The organism is Bacteroides sp. AF39-11AC (genome assembly GCF_003474285.1).
GTDB lineage: Bacteria > Bacteroidota > Bacteroidia > Bacteroidales > Bacteroidaceae > Bacteroides.
This window is the reverse complement of the sequence record NZ_QROH01000004.1, coordinates 102,354-124,586: the sequence shown is the minus strand read 5'-3', so window position 1 is coordinate 124,586 and position 22,233 is coordinate 102,354. Positions and strand designations below refer to the sequence as shown.

Sequence of the window (22,233 nt, the reverse complement as noted above, 5' to 3'; positions counted from 1 at the left end):
AATGGAACAAGATTATTTAATTGCCGGACATCGCATCAAGGTAGAAAATGAAACATTAATGCATACCATGGATAGAATGTCAGGCTTCGAAGTATTCAAGGTAAATAATAAAGATGAGGATACTTTCCGTTTCGTTCTAGTAGACAGTGAAATGCCAGCTTGGAAAGAGATACTTTACAGCATCGATATTAACGGAACCATAAATCGGTTTGGAACCTGTGCCAACGGGTATATATTCGATTCTACTCCTCCAGAGGGAGAAACACTGGAACTATGGGTAGACAATAATGGACGTACAGCCCACCTAAAGGGTAACCTTGATCCGCGTTTACTACGTTTTGCCTGCTGGATGGCTTATGGCGTGATGACCGTGCCTTATCAAACGGTCGCCATCCACACCAGCACAATTGTATGTCAGGGCAAAGCGGTACTCTTTCTGGGCGAAAGCGGTACAGGAAAAAGTACACATACACGCTTATGGCGTGAAAATATAGAAGAAGCCACACTACTGAATGATGACAGCCCCATTGTCCGCATTACAGATGGACAGCCATGGGTATGGGGTAGCCCTTGGAGCGGAAAAACACCTTGTTATAAAAAAGAATGTTATCCTCTTGCTGCCTGTGTCCGTTTGTCACAAGCACCGTTCAATAAAATTAGAAGACTGGCTGTGGCAGAGGCCTATGCTTCGTTACATCCTTCGTGTCCACCAGCCTTTTCTTATGATGAATCTTTATATGATTCCATCTGTGAAGTTCTGAATGCTATACTCACCAATGTACCTGTATATCATTTAGCTTGTTTGCCGGATGCGGATGCGGCCCGTCTATCTTATGAAACAATCTTTGGGACATGCGAAAAATAGTGGTATCCAACAACTTCTTTAACGAAGCCGCCAAGGCATTAAAACAAGGACAGACAGTAAAGTTACTTATTGGCGGACACAGTATGTACCCTTTCATCAGAGGAGGAATAGACCTGGTGGAAGTAGTTCCCTTCTCTTCTGAAGAAGAACTGCCTGCTTGGTGTTGTCCTTTTTACCAATGGAATGGAAAATATTTAATCCATAGATATATAGGTAAGAAAGGAAATGAGTATATGATGCTGGGAGATGGAAATCTAGCACGCATTGAACGAGTGAAACGGGAAGATATTATCGGAATATTAAGAACCATCTACCGCCCTGACGGAACAACACAGGATTGCCGGGATACACAGTGGCTGAAGAAGGCAAAATGGTGGTATCGGTTACGTTTTTTACGACGATGGCTGTTACCAGTCTTAGTTTTCACCTCCGGAAAGATAAAAATAAGCAGTGTACAGCATAAAAAATGAACAAGTTCATTTTTTATGCCCTTGGTTTGCATTATCTTTGCCCCGGAAAAGAAAACAGTGAATTCAGCAGAAGAATATGACTCCGATACAAAAACAGTTTTTTGCACTGGTGCAATCAGGCCTATGGGGTACACCTGTAGATACCACTCTATTTAATATACAAACAGATTGGGCACAGCTGTACCAATCAGCCAAAGTGCAAGCCCTACTAGGCATCACATTCGATGGTATGCAAACTCTGCCGCAAGAACTGCGTCCGAAACGTGAACTTTATTTAAAGTGGTGCAATGTATTACTGCAAATAGAAGAAAACAATCACATTCTGAATCAAGAAATCGCCAAGGTATACACGCTCTATCGTGCCAATCAGATAGAACCCGTTTTGCTGAAAGGACAAGGAGTGGCACAGAATTACCGGAATCCATTGCACAGACAATGCGGAGACATTGATTTATATATAGGTCCCAAGAATTATGAAAAGGCCAACAAGCTGTTAAGGACAGAATCTACCGGAGAACACGAAGAGAATCATAAACATACATGTATACACTGGCATGGTGTAGACATAGAAAACCACCGCGTACTCTCCCGGCTCAGTTCTCCTTCCTCCGACAAGAGTTTCCAACAGGAAATAGCCCGGTGGCATGGTACAACTGCTTGCCGGAATCTAGAAATAGAAGGTTACCAGGTAACTCTCCCTCCCCTATCTTTCGATGTAGCCTACGTGCTGACACACTCTGCACTACATTTCCTCAATGAGGGAATCGGACTCCGCCAGGTATGCGATTGGGCCAACATACTCCATACGCAAAAAGACAATATCGATCTTAAAGAAATTGCTGATTTACTGCAAAAATGGGGATTAAGCAAAGCTGCTAAAGTATTCGGAGTTGTTGCCGTAAACTATCTGGGACTCCCCATGGAAGAGTTGCCTATCCCCTATACTCAAAAAGATATAGAAACCGGTGAATGGTTACTCAATGATATATGGCAAGGAGGTAATTTTGGGCAACATAACCAAAATCGCAAGCAACGCCCTAAAGGATACTGGAGTGGAAAATGGTACACTTTCACCCGCGCCACTCAACGATGCCGTGAATTCGGAGCTTTGGCACCGGCCGAAGCACGTTGGTATCCTCTTATGCTCGCCGTTCATTCTGCTCAGGTACAATGGAATAAAATGTGGAACAGAAATTAATTAGAAAATAGAATGAAAAATAAGTATTTAATCGCCATAGGAACCCTGTTAGTAGTATTATTAGTAGGAGTTACCGTATTATTACTCTCTGAGAAGCAAACCAATAAAGAACTGGTACAGGAATTCCAACTGGAAAAGGAAGACCTGGAAAACGAATATACGCGTTTTGCACAACAGTACGATGAGTTGAAACTGACAGTTTCCAATGACTCCCTGTCTGTGCTGTTGGAACAGGAACAATTAAAAACCCAACGTTTACTGGAAGAATTGCGTACCGTAAAAAGCAGTAATGCGGCAGAAATACGCCGCTTGAAAAATGAGCTTGCTACTCTGCGTAAGGTTATGATAGGATATATCAATCAGATAGATTCATTGAACCGCCTCACTGCTCATCAGAAAGAGGTAATTGCACAAGTGACACAGAAGTATAACGATGCTTCCCGCCAAATCAGCAATCTGTCGGAAGAGAAAAAGAATCTGAATAAGAAAGTCACCCTTGCCGCCCAGTTAGACGCTACCAATATCAACATACAGGCTGTCAACAAACGGGACAAAACAGCCAAGAAAGTGAAAGATGTAGTAAAATTCAAAATAGGATTCACAATCGTCAAGAATATAACTGCCGAGACAGGAGAACGTACTATCTACGTACGTATCACCAAACCGGACAATGATGTATTGACCAAAAATCCCGCGAATACTTTCCCATACGAGAACCGCGAACTGGGTTATTCCATCAAGAAGTACATTGAATACAACGGCGAAGAACAAAACATAACCGTATATTGGAACGTGGAAGAATACTTATATGCAGGTACTTACCGTGTAGATCTCTTCGCTGACGGAACACTTATCGGCTCGCAATCCTTTACATTGGACTAAAAAAGTTTAAATTATTTTGAGGTCTCACTGAAAGCCTATACATTTGCATCGTTGTTTATGCAATTATTGTTGCGTCACAAAACAACGTTTTAATCACCTTAATAATGTATAGACACGATGAGAAAGTTCTTCTGTTTCACTTGGTTGGTATGTCTGACCTTCTCAGTCTGCGCACAAGAGGTTTTAAGCCTCGATAGTTGCCGTTCATTGGCCATTGCCAATAACAAAGAACTACTGATAAGCCAGGAGAAAATTAACTCTGCGCATTATCAGCGAAAGGCAGCATTTACCAATTACCTTCCCGACATTTCCGCCACCGGTGGATATATGCGCACTCAAAAAGAGATTTCACTATTGAGTGATGCCCAGAAAGGTGCATTAGGTTCAATGGGAACTCAAGTAAGCGGTGCTATGCAAAATGGTATACAAGGTATACTGACGCAGCATCCTGAGTTAACACAGAATCCGCAGTTCATGGCACTGATCCAAGCATTGGGCAACGCGGACATTGCTTCTCCTCTCAATGGTCTCGGAAACTCCCTCGTTGATGCATTCCGTACAGATACCCGCAACATGTACGCCGGTGCTCTGACGTTGACACAACCTCTGTACATGGGTGGGAAAATTCGCGCTTACAACAAGATTACCAAATACGCCGAAGAACTGGCACGCCAACAGCATGATAGTGGTCTGCAAGATGTAATCCTCAGTACCGACCAGGCTTACTGGCAAGTCGTATCGCTCGCCAGCAAAAAGAAGTTGGCAGAAGGTTATCTCAAATTATTGCAGAAACTGGAAAGCGATGTAGATAAGATGATTGCCGAAGGTGTCGCTACCAAAGCAGATGGTCTGTCGGTAAAAGTAAAAGTAAACGAAGCGGAAATGACACTCACCAAAGTGGAAGATGGACTGAGCCTTTCCAGAATGTTACTATGTCAACTATGTGGTCTGGACCTCTCCTCTCCCATCCTCCTGAAAGATGAAAAGGAAGATGACCTCAAACCTGATCCGGTAGCTGCCAACGGCATTGATCTCAATACGGTTTATGCTACACGACCGGAAGTACGCAGCCTGGAACTTGCCACGGAAATCTACAAACAGAAAGTAAATGTCACCCGTTCTGAATACTTGCCATCATTGGCTTTGATGGGTAGCTACATGATGACCAATCCTTCTGTTTTCAACGGATTTGAAAAGAAATTCAAAGGTATGTGGAATGTCGGTGTAGTATTACAAGTACCCATCTGGCATTGGGGAGAAGGTATGTATAAGGTAAAAGCGGCCAAAGCAGAGGCCCGCATCGCCCAATATCAGTTGGATGACGCCAAAGAAAAGATTGAGCTTCAAGTCAACCAGTCGGTTTTCAAAGTGAATGAAGCTGCAAAGAAGCTGATTATGGCAGAAAAGAATCTGGAAAAAGCGGATGAAAACCTCCGTTATGCTACACTCGGATTTGAAGAAGGCGTGATAGCTGCCAGCAACGTACTCGAAGCACACACAGCCTGGCTTTCTGCCCAGTCCGAAAAGATAGATGCACAGATTGACGTAAAACTGACTGACATCTATCTGAAGAAAGCATTGGGACAATTAAAAATTAATAATTAAAAATTAAAGGGTGAGAGCTCATAAATCATAAATCTGAAATCATAAATCATAAGATGGATACCAAATCACAAAACAGTAACATGCTACTAGCGTTCTTAACGCTGACAGGCGTCATTGCCATTGTAGCCGTAGTGGGTTTCTTCATGTTGCGCAAAGGACCGGAAATCGTACAAGGTCAAGCTGAAGTCACGGAGTATCGGGTATCAAGCAAAGTGCCGGGACGAATTCTGGAATTCCGCGTAAAGGAAGGACAAAGTGTACAAGCCGGGGATACCCTCGCCATACTGGAAGCTCCGGATGTGTTAGCTAAGCTGGAACAGGCTCGGGCTGCAGAAGCCGCTGCTCAGGCACAGAATGAGAAAGCACTGAAAGGCGCCCGTCACGAACAGGTACAGGCTGCCTTTGAGATGTGGCAAAAGGCCAAAGCGGGACTTCAAATAGCCGAGAAATCTTACAAACGTGTGAAGAACCTTGCTGATCAGGGGGTGATGTCAGCCCAAAAGCTGGATGAGGTGACTGCACAACGTGATGCTGCCGTTGCAACAGAGAAAGCTGCCAAAGCTCAATACGACATGGCAAAGAACGGCGCGGAACGAGAAGATAAAGCTGCTGCCTCCGCCTTGGTAGACCGTGCCAAAGGAGCCGTTGCAGAAGTAGAATCTTATATCAAAGAAACGTATCTTATAGCCCAGACAGCCGGAGAAGTTTCGGAAATCTTCCCCAAAGTAGGTGAATTGGTGGGAACCGGTGCACCGATCATGAACATAGCCATACTGGATGATATGTGGGTAACATTCAATGTCCGAGAAGATTTGCTACAAGGTCTGACAATGGGAACTGAATTCGAAGCTTTCGTTCCGGCATTAGATAAAAATATCCGCCTGAAAGTGAACTACATGAAGGATCTTGGTACTTATGCAGCCTGGAAGGCTACGAAAACAACCGGGCAATTTGACCTGAAGACTTTTGAGGTAAAAGCTTTACCACAGGAGAAAGTGGAAGGTTTGCGTCCCGGAATGTCGGTGATACTGAAGAAGTGATTAACGGTTAGTGATTAGTGATAAGTAAAGGAATGGCACGAGATAAGAAATATATAGCTTTGTGGAACGTCATGAAACGGGAAGGCCGACGGCTCGTTTCCCGTCCGCTGTACCTGTTCTGCATGGTGATAGCGCCGTTGTTCTGCTACGTGTTCTTCACGACGCTGATGGATTCGGGGTTACCGGTCAATATGCCTGTAGGGGTGGTGGATCAGGATATGACATCCACTTCGCGCCAATTGATGCGAAACCTGGATGCATTTGAGCAGACTGCCATCGTAGCCCATTATCCTACTATCAACGAAGCACGTGCCGCCATGCAGAAAGGAGAAATCTACGGATTCTACTACATTCCGAAAGGCACCACCGCCAAGGCGCAATCTCAACGACAGCCTACCGTATCGTTCTATACCAACAATACGCTGCTTATCGCTGGTTCTCTGCTCTACAAAGATATGAAGATGATGAGCGAGTTGGCATCGGGAGCCGCCGCACGCACCAGTTTGTATGCTAAAGGTGCTACGGAAGATCAGGCTATGGCATTCCTGCAACCCATCGTCATCGATACACATCCGCTGAACAATCCGTGGCTGAATTACTCCGTATACTTGTGTAACACATTTGCACCGGGTGTATTGATGCTGCTTATATTTATGATAACGGTTTACTCCATCGGCGTGGAAATAAAAGACCGTACCGCACGCGAATGGCTGCGCATGGGAAATAATTCCATCTATATCTCCCTTGCAGGAAAGCTGTTGCCTCATACGGCTATTTTCTTCCTGATGGGAATATTATATAATATATATTTATATGGCTTCCTGCACTTCCCCTGCAACAGTGGCATCATGCCGATGCTTCTTGCCACTCTCTGCCTTGTACTGGCTTCGCAAGGGATGGGTGTACTAATGATAGGTATATTGCCTACCCTGCGTCTGGGACTGAGTTTTGCATCCTTATGGGGAGTGCTTTCATTCTCTATGTGCGGACTATCATTCCCTGCCATGGCAATGCATCCGGTTCTGCAAGGATTAGCCAATCTGTTCCCGCTGCGTCACTATTTCCTGATCTATGTAGATCAGGCCCTGAACGGTTATCCGATGATTTATTCATGGATAAACTATGTGGCGTTACTTATTTTTATGATGCTTCCTTTCTTTGTCGTACACCGGCTCAAAGAAGCGTTGATTTATTATAAATACGTGCCCTAATGAAACATCTGACGTTCAAACAGAAAGTAGTACAAGGTATCCACGACCTATTCTATATCTGGATACGGGAATTCCGCACGACCTTTCGCGATCAGGGTGTGCTCATCTTCTTTGTGCTTGTCCCGTTGGTGTATCCACTGATTTATGCTTTCATTTATACCAATGAAACCATACGGGAAGTACCTGCTGTGGTAGTGGATAACTCACGCAGTTCGTTAAGCCGCGAATACCTGCGCAAAGTGGACTCCAGTCCGGAAGTGAAGATTGTATCTTATTGCGCCGACATGGAAGAAGCCAAACTGATGCTGAAAGATCGTCTGGCTTATGGCATCATCTATATACCTGCTGAATTCAGTGAAGATATTGCACGGGGAAAGCAAACACAGGTCAGTCTGTATTGCGATATGAGCGGATTGCTTTATTATAAATCTCTGCTGAACACCAATACCAGCGTGTCACTGGATATGAATGCAGATATCAAAATGCAACGTGCCGGCAATACCACCAACCGCCAGGATGAGATTACCGCCTATCCGATAAAATATGAAGATGTTACCTTATTCAACCCTGCAAACGGTTTTGCGGCTTTCCTGATACCTGCGGTATTAATACTGATTATTCAGCAAACCTTATTGCTGGGTATCGGACTTTCTGCCGGAACAGCCCGCGAACAGAACCGTTTCAAAGATTTGGTTCCTATCAACCGCCACTACAACGGCACATTACGTATCGTACTGGGTAAAGGTTTAAGTTACTTTATGGTGTATGCACTTGTATCCGTATATGTGCTCTGTGTAGTGCCACGTCTGTTCAGTCTCATCCAGATAGCTCAACCGGGTGTACTGACCCTCTTTATGTTACCTTATCTGGCAGCATGTATTTTCTTTGCCATGACAGCTTCTATTGCCATACGCAACCGTGAAACCTGCATGTTAATATTCGTCTTCACATCCGTACCCTTATTGTTCCTTTCAGGTGTTTCCTGGCCGGGAGCCGCCATGCCGGATTTCTGGAGATACTTCTCTTATATCTTCCCGTCCACTTTCGGCATCAATGGCTACGTACGCATTAATAGCATGGGAGCTACACTGGGCGAAGTAGCCTTTGAATACCGTGCATTATGGATACAGGCAGGCATCTACTTCCTGACTACTTGCTGGGTATATCGTTGGCAGATTATCCAGAGCAGGAAGCATGTGATTGAGAAATATAAAGAGTACAAGAATAAATAATAATTTCAGGAGATTATTATCCATTCTGCAGGACATCCTCTTTCTCCGGAGCAGTAGGCTCCGGCCTCCTTTCAGGGGCAAACGGGTCGAAATAATAAATATCTTTGGTATCCAACCAATGCAGGAAAAAGGGCAAGCGCCGCATAAAGCGACTATAATCCTTATGCACGGCAGGCGTCCAGGCAGCTTCAGCAGCAGCAACGAGACGTGGGAAGACCATAAAATCCAATCGTTTGACATCAGCGACGCGTTCTGTCCAAAGTGAGTACTGCATACCCATAATCTGGCTTTCGTATCCCTTAAACAGATGTTCTATCGAACGAGGGAATGAGAAAACATCCTCTATCGGATTATATCCATCCCAGTAACGCCCAACATTGTGTGTGGAATACTGCACAAAGTCGCCATACATCGGACGACGCGGAGTCATAATAACACGATATCCACTTTCGAGAGCTTTCAACAACTGATACCTACGATCATGACGCCACCACATCACTACTGCTTTATCCGGCGATACACCAGCATCCACAATCTCATCCCAACCGATCATTGTTTTACCTTTGGCAGCAATAATATCTGCCACACGGCGCACAAAGTATTGCTCCAATCCGGTTTCGTTCATTAATTGTTTATCTTTAATAAACTGCTGTATCTGTAGATCTGTAAACCATTCCTGATTACCGAAATGCACTTCATCACCTCCAATATGAATATAAGGAGAGGGGAACAGAGTAATCAGTTCATCCAGCACATCACTTATGAAACGGAAAGTTTCTTCTTTGCAAGGATGAAAAGTAAAATCTTTCCATCGCCCCTCACCACCACCGGACAATTCCGGATAGGCACGGCAAGCAGCAGTGGCATGTCCGGGCATATCGAATTCCGGTACAACCATAATGTGTCGCGCAGCTGCATAGGCAACAATATCTTTAATATCCTCCTGCGTATAGAAAGCAGCAGGTGCCGACGGATCATGATAATTTCCTTTGGACCCAACCTTTGTCAACAGAGGATACTTCTTTATTTCAATACGCCATCCCGGTTCATCCGTCAGATGCCAATGAAAAACATTCAGGCGAAGAGAAGCCATTATATCAAGTAACTGCTTGACTTTCTCCTTGCCAAAGAAATGACGGCTCTCATCGAGCATAAAACCCCGCCACGAATAACGGGGAGCATCATTGATGACACAAGCGCTCGTAGTGCCTTTTCCAGAACGCAAGAGTTGCTTCAAAGTTTCTTCTCCCCGGAATGCTCCGGTTACGGTAGCTGATTGAATAAAAACAGAATCGGGAGTTATCTCCAAACGATAAGCCTCATCAGCCCCCGTAGTGCAATCCGGTGTAATGCGTTGTATGACTCGTGACGGAAGTACATTATTTGTCTCAAGTGCCTTATTCTCGGCAATAGACAGTACGAACTCTCCTTTTACCGGGCGATATTGTGCCGGTTCAGGAATCACATTTTGTGCAGAGATAAAGACTGGCAGAAAAAGACTTACTGCCAACAGGTTAATTTTAGTTGTCATCATTGATATATCTTAAAACAATTTCCCATTTCAAATTCCAGTACCCCACCCTTCACGATCTCATCATGCGTTATCCACAAACGGTTCAATTTCTTACCGTTCAATGATACCGACTGAATATAAATGTTCTGAGGCGAGTTATTATGCGCTATGATTTTGAAATTCTTACCAGAATAGAAATGCGTATCCAAGTTTATCTCTACGCTTTCGAAGACAGGGCTGGTAATCTCATAACGGGGATTTCCCGGACAAACCGGATGAATACCCATAGCCGCCAGTACATACCATGCCGACATCTGCCCTACATCCTCGTTTCCGCACAATCCCAGAACATCGTCACCATAAGCTTTATCACAAATCTTTCTCGTCCACTTCTGTGTCAGCCACGGGCAAGAAGAGTAATTGAAAAGGAATGGTACATGATGGTTCGGTTCATTAGGATGATTATAATAATCGTTCCATAAAAAATCTTCCGGAACATTGGCAAAGAACTCTTCCAGTTCCGCATCAAACTTCTTTTGTCCTCCCATCAGAGCTTTCATCCCATCAATATCATGAGGGACAAACCAACCTTGCTGGAAAGGATTGCTTTCCGTAGTACCCTGATCTTGTGCCGTACGACCTCGCCAAGGCAACCAGCCCCCACCCTTCACGCGGGCACGAAACCACTGTACGCTGTCGCTCCACACATTCCGGTAAGCTTTGGCACGCTTTTCATATTCAGCCGCTTCTTTCTTCTTGTCCAAGGAATTCATGAGTTGTCCTAAGCACCAATCCGTATAAGCATACTCCAACGTATGGGAAAGACTGCCGGGAGTATATCCCAGGTCTCCATTACCAAACTGCTTCTGTGTATTCGCAGCATACTCAACGGCTTTCTGTACATCATACTCCCGGATCCCCTTTTCATAGGCATCCGCCAGTACCGAGATAGCGGGATTTCCCAACATACAGCCGGAATATGCATTCACTACTTCCCAACGCGGGAAATACTCCTTCCCACTTAATTGGGCAATCTGGATCAAAGAGTTTATCTCATCATTTACCAATCGGGGATTAATCAATGTTTGCAATGGGAACTGACTACGAAATACATCCCAACCGCTAAATACAGTACGATAGGTAAAATTCTCCGTCTGGTGAATCTTCTTATCCGCACCTACATATCGGCCGTCACAATCAGAGAAGCAGCGTGGATCAATCATTGTATGATACAAAGAGGTATAAAAGATAGTCTTATCCCTTTCGCTTCCCTCAACCTTCACCGAAGAGAGTGCCTGATTCCACAGATTACGTGTATTTTCTTTTACCCGCTCAAAATTCCAGTCCGGAATATCCTGTTCCAAATTGCGCTGGGCACCTTCCATGCTGACAAACGATATGCCACACTTCAGTTGTACCTGTTCGTCTTTCCGGGTAGGAAACTCTGTATAAAAGCCCAAGTGCTTTCCCTGTGCCTTCCCGGGAGCTGGTATGAGCCGAGCATCCTTAATATAGTTGAAATAGGCCGGATTATCATTGGCATCATTCTTTCTGCTAACACCCTCAGGAATAGAAGCACTCCAAACGCCGTATTCCGTCAATGGGCGATCGAAACAGCAATAGAAGTAAACGGTATAATCAGATTTCCCCGAACCGTTTCCCCAACCTCCACAAGCAGGCGTGCATTTCATCCATCCCCGAATCGTATATTCGTCCACTTTTTCCACATACTGTTCATCAGATGTACCACCAATTCTACGGGCCAGATCGATCTGGATACGTGACTTTTCCGACTCCGGATATGTGAAACGCAGAATCCCCGAACGAGGAGCGGATGTCAGTTCCACTTTCACCTGATAATCTTGCAAGTATACCGAATAGTATCCGGCCTGTGTAATCTCCGTATCATGGGAATATCTGGAGCGGTAACCTTCCTCCGGTTTATTTTCGGTTCCCTTGAATGTTCGTAATGGTCCGGTGGCAGGCATTACCAGAAAGTTTCCGAAATCACCATACCAACCAATACCGCTTAAGTGCGTAAAGCTGAATCCTTCGATAGTAGCATGATGCCACGAATATCCGGGGCCGTTATCACCACCGGTTTTAGTATCCGGACTCAACTGTACAAGTCCGAAAGGAGTACAACTTCCCGGAAAGGTTTTTCCCAACCCATGCCCCGACTTTCCGGCCTCTGCCGAAGTTGAAGCACCAATAATCGTATTGACATAATCCACTGGCTCTTTTTGAGCAAATGACAAAATAGAAAAAGAAATCAATAAAGCCGATAGCCAAGACCTGCCATGTTTCATAGAATAATAAAATAGAAAAAGTTACCGGATATGTTTTTTAATTAACGGATATAATACTTCCGCATAGCGCATAAAGCCTAAATCCGTGAAATGAATACCATCAACAGTAGCCTCACCATCGTGCCCGATGATATCCTTGGAAGAGAGTAGATAGATATTCTTCTCACCTTTTTTCTTCATTGACTGGAAAATAGCTGCAATTGTTTCATTTTTAGCTATCACTTCCCTTGCAATCTTTTTATCAAAACGGGAATGAGTGAAAATAGGATCTTCTACAAAAAGGATGGGAGTCTCAGGATGCTTGCTGCGAACGATAGAGTAGAATTTCTCCGCCCGTTCTTTCATCTGTTCCACTGTGGCATTAGGAAGGAAATCAAGCACAAACATGGAAGCATCGACCGTAGCTATAAGTTCCGCTATCTCCAGATCGAGCAAAGCATTACCACTAAATCCTAAATTGATACATTCACGATTGAGCCAACGTTCCAGAATATTTGTATGGGCCATTCCGGGACGGGAAGCACAACCACCCTGTAAAATACTGGTTCCATAAAAAACAACGGGCTTCTCACGTACCGGCAAATCAACAGTAGGCTGATCAAGCGTCGAAAGGCTATCCACACCGATTGCCAATGAAGTAACCCCGTCATACAAAGAAAGATATAAAAGATATTCCCGTTCTTCAGGATCCATATTCTTCACGATAGTAGCCTCATTTACCTTTCCTTGAGGCCGTCCGCTACCGGCAAAGACCCACTTACCATCTCGCAGACAATACAGATCCAGTCCTTTGATTCCGGTAGGAGTCATATGATTCATGCTTCTGTTATCCCTTACTTCCCACTTTGCCCCAATGCATGTAGAGTTGGAACGGAAGCGCAAAGCAAGCCCGGCACTATTGCGTCCTAAATCCCAAAGCGGTTTGCGGGAAACAGATTCCAAAGAAGCCGGAAGGCGTTCGTAACGGGTAAGAGTGGCATCCGTAGCTTTGCCTAACAGGGGGAAAGCGGAAGCATCGTGATAAAGAAGCTGGGCATGAGTAGAAGCTGCCAGCAGCAATCCGAAAATTAAAGCTTTGGTTCTCATGATTTAATAGATATTAAGATGACCCAAAGTTACACTGAAAAACTACATTTTTCATTCGTTTTACATCAATTAACAAGCAAGATGTTCTATAATTACGAAAGATTCGTAACTTTGATAAAAACTATATAGTATGAAAAAACTCAATTTTCTCCTCAGCAGTCTGCTACTATGCATATGCTGCACCATTCAAGCTAAAAACAAAGTGATTGAACAACCTCCGTTCGTCGTAAGTAGCACCACCTCTATTGAAGTCAGCCAAGTCGAAATCAGTGACACGGCTACAGTCCTGCACATTTTTGCCAAATACCGACCTAAAAACTGGATAAAGATTGCTTCGGGAAGTTACTTGCAAGATAATAACGGAAAGACTTACCAACTACGTTCGGGCATAGGCATCACGCCGGATGCAGAGTTCTGGATGCCGGAATCCGGTGAAGCTGAGTTTCAGCTGGTGTTTCCTCCCCTTCCTGCCTCCGTTACATCCATCGACTTCACAGAAGGTGCCGACGTTGAAAATGGATTCAGCATTTGGGGAATCCAGTTGAAAGGTAATAATCTGCCGAAGTTAGTACTGCCGAAAGAGGCTGTTATCCATAAAGCAGACAAAGAAACTACCCTGCCAGACCCTGTCATCGAATATGGTAAAGCTACCTTGAAAGGTAAGTTACTGGATTTCCGTCCCGGCATGTTCAAGACCATGACTCTGGTATCATGGGAAAGTGCCAAAGGCGATATATCGGAAGTGCTGGTAGATATCCAACCGGATGGTAGTTTCAGCAAAGAAATACCCCTGGCAAGTACTACTCCCGTCTCTCTATATATGTCCGGCAGCTCACCCCTCCAACTATTTATGGAACCGGGAAAAACGACTGAAGCATATATCAATTTGCGTGAGATCTCCCGCCGCCGGTCTAAATTCCATAGCGAGGAGAAGCCTTACGGGGAGATTATATACATTAACGGCCCCTTAGCAACCGTTGCACAAGAATTGAACCAAGATATGCCCGACACCAATGTACAAGATAAAGTATATAAGGATATGAAGGCATTTGCCGGTATGGATATAGACACTTACAAATCAAAAGTATTGGAGTTGTCTGCTGAAGTGCAAACGGAAATAGATAAACTCCCATGCAGTCTGGCAACACGTCAAGTGCTCACCATCAACAACAAGTTGTCCACAATTGGGTTATTGCGTTTAGCTGCAAATACACTAACATCAGCTGCCATACAGACTAATCAGATAACACGCGAAGAAGCTCAAAAATACTTTATGGAACGGGCACAGAAAATACCGGCTGACTATATTCCAAATGCTAACTTTGCAATACTGAACGATCTGCAAGCCACCCTGTCCAGCAATTACTCAAACATCGTAATCGGTTATTATCAGAAAAGTGATGACCTTGCCAAAACTTGGGGAACAGACAACGGCATCTTCTTTGACATCGTCCGGGTTATCCCTCTTTATCAAAGCATCAAGAATTTCACTCCGCTGACTGAAGAGCAAATTAGCACAATCAACACTTTCCCTTCCGCTTATCGTGAAATGCTGACTGTGGCCAATGACGAACTTCTGGCAAAGATTGAAGCCAATAAGAAAAAGACGGGATTCACAGTAAATGAAGCCGGTGAAGTCAGCGATGAAGACCTCTTTGCTTCCATCATCAGTAAGTTCAGTGGAAAAGTATTACTGGTTGATTTCTGGGCTACCTGGTGCGGTCCATGCCGCATGGCTAACAAAGAAATGATTCCAATGAAGGAAGAATTAAAAGATAAGGATATTGTGTATTTGTATATCACCGGTGAGACATCTCCGTTGAAGACATGGGAAAATATGATTCCTGATATTCATGGTGAACATTACCGTGTGACAGCCGCCCAATGGAATTTCTTAGGCAAAAGTTTCAATGTTTCAGGTGTTCCCACCTATCTCATTATTGACCGCGAAGGAAATATAAAATACAGACAAGTAGGTTTCCCCGGTGTTAAAACGATGAAAGAAGAGCTCCTGAAAGTAGCTGATCAATAAGAAAGAAGTACCGGACGGTACAAAGCCTGTTAAAAAGAAATGGCACTGCCTATCATTTACATTCAATGATATACAGTGCCATTCGTTTTATTTCTCACCCGATTCCTACTTCCAGTCTTCGGATCCTTTTTCTTTCAATTTGCTTGTAAAGGCTTTAGCTTTATCCATAGTCTCTTTTTCTTCTTCGGGACTTGCATAAGCAAACTTATAGCCTTTTATAACATTCCATTCGCCACGGGTAAAATCAGGAAATTCCACAGCAGCACAATTGTTATCCATAGAAAGCTCACCCAGTTCTGCCAGACAGCACCATTCTGCCAAGTCGTATACATCCAGGTCCAAAGGTAAACCGTTCTGCAAGCAATATACCAAACGGCTATCCATAATGAAATCCATACCTCCATGGCCTCCTACTTCCTTAGCCATTTCACCATACTTCTTTAATATCGGATGCTGGAACTTTTCTACAAGCGCCTCCATTTCCTCTTTAGGCAAAAAGCTGTGGGTATTCAGATTATCAACTTGCGGTTCTACTCCCGAAGCGCTCAACTGCTTAGCATCAAGAGCATAACCCTGAATCGGATACTTATTGGCGAAGCCTTTGGTTCCGGTAAGCTGATACAAGCGGTTATAAGGTTGCGGTGTCATCACATTATGTTGAATCTCGATAACTTTTCCGTTTGCCGTACGAATCAGTGTAGTTGTATGGTCACCGTTACGGAAATCATCACATTTCTCTCCGGTTCTTTTTTCTACCAGATCCTTACCCACAACCGACTTGGTATCCATAGCTACCAACGTTACCATACGGTCGCCACGATGAATATCAAATGCTTGCGCCACAGGACCAAGACCGTGAGTAGCATACACATCACCACGATGTTTCTTGTTGTAATCCAAACGCCATCCCAGTTTATCATTCTCACCATTTTTCCAATAATGGTCCCAGAACGGGCTCAACTCATGAATGTAAGCACCTTGTCCGCGAATCACTTCACCAAATACTCCTTGCTGTGCCATGTTCAGCGTATTCATTTCAAACCAGTCATAGCAACAGTTTTCCAGTATCATACAATGTTTGCGAGTCTTTTCACTCATGTTAATCAAGTCCCAACATTCCTGAAGATTCATAGCCGAAGGAACTTCTATAGCTACATGTTTGCCATTTTCCATAGCACACATTGCTACAGGGAAGTGATGCAACCAGTCGGTAGCAATATAAACCAAGTCTATGTCATCGCGTTTACAAAGTTCTTCGTATCCTTTCTCTCCGGAATAAACAGCTGCCTTAGGCAAAGATGCTTTCTGCAAATACTTCTGGCAGCCCTCAGCACGTGATTGTTCATAATCACAAAGAGCCACGATCTGCGTACCGGGAATATGGATAAAACGCTCTACAGCACCGGGACCACGCATACCCAGTCCTACGAATCCTACTCTAACGACTTCCATCTTCGGGGCGGTCAGCCCAATCACACTCCGCTGCCCAGCCGGACGCTCTGGAGTTTTCACAATAATAGTTCCATTCTTCCATTCCCACTGAGTTCCCTTGTCATTGGTTTGCACAGTAGAAGTTTGAGACGTGCATGCACATAACACAACACACATACCCAACAACAATGATTTCAAAACCTTCATGTTATATTAAATTTAAAGTAAATAATTAGTTCATCAGTTCAATAAAGTATTACCAGCCGGCATGCTCCTTTTGATTCTCGTAAAAATCAGCTTCTCTTTTCATTTCTCCATTGTACATCCATTCTATTTCATCCGTGTATTCTTTGCCACCAGAAAAAACAGTTGCTTTCAGTATATTCTTCCCAGGCTCCAAAATAACCTTATCAAATACATAATGTACATCTGTATATCCCTTCCGTATTCCAGTCAATTCCTTTCCATTCAGGTAAACTTTAGGAGTTCCTATATTGGAGTATACGGCTACGGCAGTTTCTTTCTTTTCACGATTTACGTTTCGCCGTTGTGTCAGATAAAGTACCGGCTCTTTGCTCCAATTTGCCTTATACCAGAAATAAGAATCTTTCTTTATCTTACGGTCAAAGGTAACCAATCCTTTTAAATTACGTGCAGGTACACCTCCTCTTTTCCACATTGGGACTGCAAAATCGAATGTATTCCACAAATAAGAGGCTATAATATAAGGATGATTAGCTATAACACTCCATTGATATTCATGTGTTTTAGTCTGAAAAGTCTCCGGATAAAACGGTTTCCCCCAGTTCAGGGCATCACCCAGATATTCAGTCTGATGCTCTATATTGGCATCCGCTCCATATTCTGTTAACATGAGTTTCTGCCAGGGATATTCCTTCTCCAATTTCTCCACCCAAGGCTCTATGTCCTGAATTTTCTTCTCATACCAGCCAAAGTAACGGTTCATGCCCTGTACATCCGTATTTTGATTAACAGGATGATCAGCATGTCCATACCCATTGACGGATACGGTATAGCGGTCCGGATCTTCGGTCTTACAAAGATCATGGAGAGATTGCGTCAAAGAGGCTGTATATCCATGCGGATGATAAACCTCATTGTGAGTACCCCATATATAAATGGAAGGATGATTAAAACTCTGTCGAACCAGTTCACGCATCTGTTGATGTGCATTCTCCCACTCCTTTCCGGAAACACGGTTCACAAAAGGAATCTCCGCCCAGATAATCAAACCCAACGTATCACAACGGGAATATAAATAATCGGATTGCTGATAGTGGGCAAAACGAACAGTAGTTGCGCCCAGATCCATAATGGTTGCCAGGTCAAAATCATGGTGCTCATTCTTTAAAGCACTGCCTACCCCCCACCAGTCCTGATGCCGAGTCACGCCATACATCGGGTATTTCTTTCCATTCAGGAAGAAGCCTTTCCCTGCCACTATTTCATAGTTACGAAGTCCCAGCGGCTGTACCATCTCATCAATCACTTTACCATCCTGCCAAAGACGAGACACGACTTTGTACAGATAAGGGTCTTCACGCCCCTGCCACAAGTGGGGATTGTTCAACTTGAAGGTTGAAGAATAGGCTTGTGTCCCCTGTGGAGTCAACAGGAAACTCTGTCGATGTGTCTTCACCTGTTTACCCTGGGCATCGTAAATCGTATTTTCCAACTCCGACTGTACAGGTGTCAATGATCCATTGTCCAGTTTTACTTTCACAGTAACCTCAGCCGACCGCTTGGAAACATTCTTTTGGGTAACATATACCCCCGGAGATGCATAGTCTGTCACAACAATGTTACACGATTCAGTCACCACCAACCATACCGGACGATAAATTCCTCCATAAACTCCAAACAGATTGTGATTGACAGGAATAACATCAGGACGTGCCGTATTATCCGCTTTTACTATAATTTCATTCTCTTGTCCGAACTTTACCTGACCGCTGATTTCGCATGCAAAAGCCGAATAAGCTCCTTTATGTGTACCAGCCAGATAGCCGTTAATATAAACTTCTGCACACGAACCGACACCTTCGAAGCGCAGAAATATACGTTTGCCTTTCATACTTTCAGGAAACATATACTTTTTACGATAATAGGCGTCCCCTTCATAAAAAGAAGCTTCTTTCACCTGCATGTCTTTAGCATTCCAGGTATGAGGAATTTCAACTTTCTCCCAATCCCCACTCCACTTCTGTGCAACCTGCATAGCTTCTGTACCAAAAGGCCCTTTCTTGAATTCCCATCCACCATTGAAAGAGATTACATCACGTGCAGAAACATCTGTACTACCAAACAGAGAATATACGATCAAGCAAATACCAAATAATACTTTCCTCATATTCAGTTTATCATTTTATAGATTTGACATCCCGCCAGCAAAAATGCACCGACTCCATAAACTTCCGTCATTTCACGCGTCACCTTACGCGGATCGGCACCGATAGGCTGAACATATCCCAGCTTTCCATCCGGTTCCACCGCATCTACCAGTGCTTTCCAACCTTTTTCTATTACAGGCATGAAAGAAGTTTTATCTAGCAATCCTTCGTTCACTCCATAAGCAAGTGCATAGACAATAAATCCGGTTGCACTTGTTTCGGGTGACGGATAAGATGCAGGATCCAGTAAACTGGCATGCCAGTATCCATCCGGACTCTGTAATTCAGCTACACGCGTTGCTAATGTAACAAATAGCAGCTTATAGAATTCATAGGAAGATTCCTCCTTAGGAAGTACCTGCAGGATTTCGGCTAAACCACCTAAAACCCATCCGTTGCCACGTCCCCAGAATACCTTCTTGCCGTTCGCTTCTTTCTTACCAAAGTAACGCCAATCTCTGTAGAATAACTGTTCGTCTTTATCATACAAGAAATCATAAGTTACTTTGTATTCCTGATTCATAAAGTCCAGATACTTCTTGTTCTGAGTCAATGCATAGAGTTTGGCATAAACAGGGGGAGCCATAAACAATGCATCACACCAAGACCAGCGATCCAGCGTCTCCGACTTGCGATAGTCTAATTCCAAGGTTGTTTCTGCCGGATTATCTACTACCCAATTGGCACGTGCCATCACCGGAGCAATCATTTTCTTATTGCCATATTTTATATAAAGGTCGATAAAAGGCTGTCCTACGGCAATAAAATCAGCATGATACATCCGCTTTCCAACTTGAAAATGATTGCGTTGCCCAATGCGAAGCAACCACTTATAATAAGTGCTGTCGCTGTCTTCCCTTTCTGTGAGGTCGGCCCAGTCCACCATTCCCATATACAAAGCGGCATGTGTCCAGTCCAGGTCATCATGTTCCGCATCTTTATTGGGATTAGCTATCTGCCAGTCGGCAACACGCTTCATGATACTTTTTACATCAGTCTTGTTGATGCTTTGAGCAAAGGAAGTAACTCCTGCCATAGAAGACAGGAGTACTACCAACAAAAGTTTCTTTATTCTATTCATCTCAGATAAATTACTCATTCGGAGTGTCCATCGGTTCAACATTATTCTCTGAACCATCGTATCCCGGAGTCTGATTGATATGTCCCTCCACATTGGATGAAATGGCCTTCAAAGCAATGGGCCAAAGTACATTGTGGGGAGCAATCGTATACGTATTACCTACAGAGTTCTTTACGCCCTTGTTATAAAATTCCGTTCTGTCCATGATTCGGTTGTAAAAATAGTTATTTTCCGTGAATTTATCCATGGAATACGTACGTCCTTTTTCATCTGCTTTACCAGTTTTAGCAAATAAGTAAGCAATACGGGTCAATTCACACTTACGCGGTTCTTCATAGAAGAGTTCACGGGCACGCTCATCCAGAATCTGACTGATATTCACTTCATCAGCGGTCAAAAGACGTGCACCGGCACGTTCGCGTACTTTGTTTAAATCTTGTACGGCCAGATCCGGCTTGTCCAACCAAGTATACGCTTCTGCACGGAGCAGGTAGGTTTCTGCCAGACGGAAGACATACCAATCTGCCCAGCCACCACGCCACCAACTGGCTTTCTGGTCAGCAACATTGGATTTATAATGCGGCCATCCGCTCCAGCAACGAATCGTATCTTTAACGAGAAGAGCACCTTTATCATTATACAATTGTACATTCTTTCCATACCATTCGGACTTACCTTCCAGACTTGGATTATTATATTTCAAGTCCGATACATGTACCCAGTTACCGGGTGCATGACGCAAATCGGTATCATCCAATGTCCAAATCATATTTTGATGGTACCATGTAGAACGCAAAGAGCAAATGCCACGACCATACTCCAGCAAATAAGGATTCTTAGTCTGGTTATTATCTACAAAAGCAACTTCTCCGGCAGGAGTCGTAATCTGTCCGGACGCAGGAAACCAAGGTACCAACTGGCGTTTTATTTCCAATCCGGCAGTAGAACGCATATCACTACCTGCATCATAGCGGTCGATTACAATATAAAGACATTCCTTATTTTCAGGCAGAGATTTATTGTCTGATTGATGCAAATCCCAGATTACGTTTTTAGTCGCATCACCTTTGTCTACTCCAAAACGCTGAGTCATCAACTGATGTACGCCATCATTTATTACCTTATTGGCAGATTCCACCGCATCGTTAAATTCGCCCAATGCCAGGTTAATCTTAGTCAGCAAATGATAGGCAGCAGCCTGCGTTACCATACCGATATACACATCATTAGACAGATATGGGGCAGTGCGATCCAAATCTTCTTTGAGGTATCGCAGGATTGCCTCACGCTTTGTCGTATAGAAATCGTAACGGGGTCCGGTCACTTCATTCACAATAAACGGAACATCGCCATATTGGTGCACCAAACGGTAGTAACGGAATGCCCGGTGAAAACAGCTCAATGCTTCTATTTCCCCCCGTTGGGCTTCGGTCATTTCCGTATCCTTAGAACGGCTGAGAATCGTATTGGCATCCTTAATACCTTTATATAAATATGTCCAATAGTTATTAACCTGACTGGCATTACCTGTCAGTGAAGCCGACGGATTAATTTGCCGCACCAAGTCCACAGGAGCATTCGAAGCATCCGTACGTCCGTTCACACTCATTTCTGAAAAGAAATACTCTGAAAGGATACAAGGTTCGGCCGATCCTGCCGTAGGATAGTAGTCGAAGTAACGAACATCGCGGTTCAACATATCCGTACTTGTTTTCAGTCCCTCATACGAATTAAACGTATTTTCCGGCGTAAAGAAGGACAAAGGTTTAGGTTCCAACCAATCGGAACATCCGCTTGCTGCGAACATCACTCCAAGTATACCGGTATAGCCTAATGTATATTTTATTAACTTTTTCATTATCAGTTC

General features: G+C 43.9%; 16 protein-coding genes. 9 read left to right on the top strand and 7 right to left on the bottom strand.

What is annotated here, in order from left to right:
• Position 1: 1 nt before the first annotated feature.
• The 8 genes from DW036_RS09110 to DW036_RS09075 all read left to right on the top strand — a co-directional run bounded on the left by DW036_RS09110 (position 2) and on the right by DW036_RS09075 (position 8,503).
• Positions 2 to 865, top strand: a complete 864-nt coding sequence (locus DW036_RS09110) for a hypothetical protein (RefSeq protein WP_118463426.1) — start codon at positions 2 to 4, stop codon at positions 863 to 865.
• Positions 853 to 1,335, top strand: a complete 483-nt coding sequence (locus DW036_RS09105; protein WP_118463423.1) for a hypothetical protein — start codon at positions 853 to 855, stop codon at positions 1,333 to 1,335. Before DW036_RS09110 ends, DW036_RS09105 begins: the two co-directional genes overlap by 13 nt.
• A 76-nt stretch (positions 1,336 to 1,411) precedes the next feature.
• Positions 1,412 to 2,533, top strand: a complete 1,122-nt coding sequence (locus DW036_RS09100; RefSeq protein WP_118463420.1) for a nucleotidyltransferase family protein — start codon at positions 1,412 to 1,414, stop codon at positions 2,531 to 2,533.
• Positions 2,534 to 2,545: 12 nt separating this feature from the next.
• The gene (locus tag DW036_RS09095; RefSeq protein ID WP_118463417.1) at positions 2,546 to 3,415 is read left to right on the top strand and encodes a hypothetical protein; all 870 of its coding nucleotides are present in this window, start codon (positions 2,546 to 2,548) and stop codon (positions 3,413 to 3,415) included.
• A gap of 117 nt (positions 3,416 to 3,532) precedes the next feature.
• On the top strand, positions 3,533 to 5,020 hold the full coding sequence (locus DW036_RS09090; protein WP_118463414.1) for a TolC family protein: 1,488 nt from the start codon (positions 3,533 to 3,535) through the stop codon (positions 5,018 to 5,020).
• A 53-nt stretch (positions 5,021 to 5,073) separates the two neighbouring features.
• Positions 5,074 to 6,060 (top strand): HlyD family secretion protein, encoded by a 987-nt coding sequence (locus DW036_RS09085; protein WP_118223545.1) that lies wholly within the window; start codon positions 5,074 to 5,076, stop codon positions 6,058 to 6,060.
• A gap of 32 nt (positions 6,061 to 6,092) precedes the next feature.
• On the top strand, positions 6,093 to 7,271 hold the full coding sequence (locus DW036_RS09080) for an ABC transporter permease (RefSeq protein ID WP_118464258.1): 1,179 nt from the start codon (positions 6,093 to 6,095) through the stop codon (positions 7,269 to 7,271).
• Positions 7,271 to 8,503 (top strand): ABC transporter permease, encoded by a 1,233-nt coding sequence (locus DW036_RS09075; RefSeq protein WP_007210520.1) that lies wholly within the window; start codon positions 7,271 to 7,273, stop codon positions 8,501 to 8,503. Before DW036_RS09080 ends, DW036_RS09075 begins: the two co-directional genes overlap by 1 nt.
• 16 nt (positions 8,504 to 8,519) lie before the next feature.
• Here DW036_RS09075 and DW036_RS09070 read toward each other — a convergent pair whose 3' ends face one another.
• Genes DW036_RS09070 through DW036_RS09060 form a run of 3 tightly spaced genes read right to left on the bottom strand, consistent with a single transcriptional unit; the run spans position 8,520 to position 13,411 of the window.
• A complete protein-coding gene (locus DW036_RS09070; protein ID WP_118464256.1) occupies positions 8,520 to 10,034 on the bottom strand; it encodes a beta-N-acetylhexosaminidase in 1,515 nt (504 codons plus the stop codon).
• Positions 10,034 to 12,325: a GH92 family glycosyl hydrolase gene (locus tag DW036_RS09065; protein WP_118463411.1), complete on the bottom strand. Its 2,292-nt coding sequence runs from the start codon at positions 12,323 to 12,325 to the stop codon at positions 10,034 to 10,036. Before DW036_RS09065 ends, DW036_RS09070 begins: the two co-directional genes overlap by 1 nt.
• Before the next feature lie 21 nt (positions 12,326 to 12,346).
• Positions 12,347 to 13,411 (bottom strand): SGNH/GDSL hydrolase family protein, encoded by a 1,065-nt coding sequence (locus DW036_RS09060; RefSeq protein WP_118463408.1) that lies wholly within the window; start codon positions 13,409 to 13,411, stop codon positions 12,347 to 12,349.
• 130 nt (positions 13,412 to 13,541) lie between these two features.
• Here DW036_RS09060 and DW036_RS09055 point away from each other — a divergent pair, with 130 nt between their 5' ends.
• Positions 13,542 to 15,443 (top strand): TlpA disulfide reductase family protein, encoded by a 1,902-nt coding sequence (locus tag DW036_RS09055; protein WP_118463405.1) that lies wholly within the window; start codon positions 13,542 to 13,544, stop codon positions 15,441 to 15,443.
• A gap of 105 nt (positions 15,444 to 15,548) precedes the next feature.
• Here DW036_RS09055 and DW036_RS09050 read toward each other — a convergent pair whose 3' ends face one another.
• The 4 genes from DW036_RS09050 to DW036_RS09035 are packed head-to-tail and all read right to left on the bottom strand — an operon-like array spanning position 15,549 to position 22,224.
• Complete coding sequence (locus DW036_RS09050; RefSeq protein ID WP_118463402.1) at positions 15,549 to 17,081, bottom strand: Gfo/Idh/MocA family protein; 1,533 nt, start codon at positions 17,079 to 17,081, stop codon at positions 15,549 to 15,551.
• A gap of 49 nt (positions 17,082 to 17,130) precedes the next feature.
• On the bottom strand, positions 17,131 to 19,245 hold the full coding sequence (locus tag DW036_RS09045; protein ID WP_118463400.1) for a glycoside hydrolase family 2 protein: 2,115 nt from the start codon (positions 19,243 to 19,245) through the stop codon (positions 17,131 to 17,133).
• Between the two features lie 2 nt (positions 19,246 to 19,247).
• Positions 19,248 to 20,321 (bottom strand): glycoside hydrolase family 105 protein, encoded by a 1,074-nt coding sequence (locus tag DW036_RS09040; RefSeq protein WP_233560381.1) that lies wholly within the window; start codon positions 20,319 to 20,321, stop codon positions 19,248 to 19,250.
• 55 nt (positions 20,322 to 20,376) lie between these two features.
• Positions 20,377 to 22,224: a RagB/SusD family nutrient uptake outer membrane protein gene (locus tag DW036_RS09035; protein ID WP_118463397.1), complete on the bottom strand. Its 1,848-nt coding sequence runs from the start codon at positions 22,222 to 22,224 to the stop codon at positions 20,377 to 20,379.
• Between the last annotated feature and the right edge of the window lie 9 nt (positions 22,225 to 22,233).